The organism is Ruegeria sp. A4 (assembly GCF_056543025.1).
In genome coordinates this window covers 1-1,070 of the sequence record NZ_JBQGAW010000025.1, presented here as the reverse complement: position 1 = coordinate 1,070, position 1,070 = coordinate 1, and the positions used below count along the sequence as shown (strand labels likewise).

The 1,070-nt window shown below is 59.6% G+C and carries 1 protein-coding gene; it reads left to right on the top strand.

The window, feature by feature from the left end:
• Positions 1–1,070, top strand: a 1,070-nt coding sequence (gene tuf, locus ACR0E2_RS20650; RefSeq protein ID WP_480447755.1) for an elongation factor Tu, incomplete at both ends; no start/stop codon positions are given.

Here is a 1,070-nt window from a genome sequence, read left to right as displayed (position 1 = left end):
ATGGCAAAGGAAAAGTTTGAGCGTACAAAACCGCACGTCAACATCGGCACGATTGGCCACGTTGACCACGGCAAGACCACGCTGACCGCAGCAATCACCAAGTATTTCGGTGACTTCAAAGCGTATGACCAGATCGACGGTGCGCCGGAAGAAAAAGCGCGCGGCATCACCATCTCGACCGCCCACGTGGAATACGAGACCGACAACCGCCACTATGCGCATGTTGACTGCCCCGGCCACGCTGACTACGTCAAGAACATGATCACCGGTGCGGCGCAGATGGACGGCGCGATCCTGGTTGTGAACGCCGCTGACGGCCCGATGCCGCAGACGCGCGAGCACATCCTGCTGGGCCGCCAGGTTGGCATCCCGAAGATGGTCGTGTTCCTGAACAAAGTTGACCAGGTTGACGACGAAGAGCTGCTGGAACTGGTTGAGATGGAAGTTCGCGAACTGCTGTCCAGCTACGACTACCCCGGCGACGATATCCCGATCATCGCAGGTTCGGCTCTGGCGGCGATGGAAGGCAACAACCCGGAAATCGGCGAGAACAAGATCCGCGAGTTGATGGCGGCTGTTGATGAGTATATCGACACCCCCGAGCGTGCCGTTGACCAGCCGTTCCTGATGCCGATCGAAGACGTGTTCTCGATCTCGGGCCGTGGTACCGTTGTGACCGGTCGTGTCGAGCGTGGCGTGATCAACGTTGGTGACGAGATTGAAATCGTTGGCATCCGCGACACTACCAAGACCACCTGCACCGGCGTTGAAATGTTCCGCAAGCTGCTGGACCGCGGTGAAGCGGGCGACAACATCGGCGCGCTGCTGCGTGGTGTTGACCGTGACGGCGTTGAGCGCGGCCAGGTTCTGTGTAAGCCGGGTTCGGTTACACCGCATACCAAGTTCGAAGCCGAAGCCTATATCCTGACCAAGGAAGAAGGCGGTCGTCACACCCCGTTCTTCGCGAACTACCGTCCGCAGTTCTACTTCCGTACGACGGACGTGACCGGCACCGTGACCCTGGCCGAAGGCACCGAGATGGTCATGCCCGGCGACAACGTGTCGTTCGG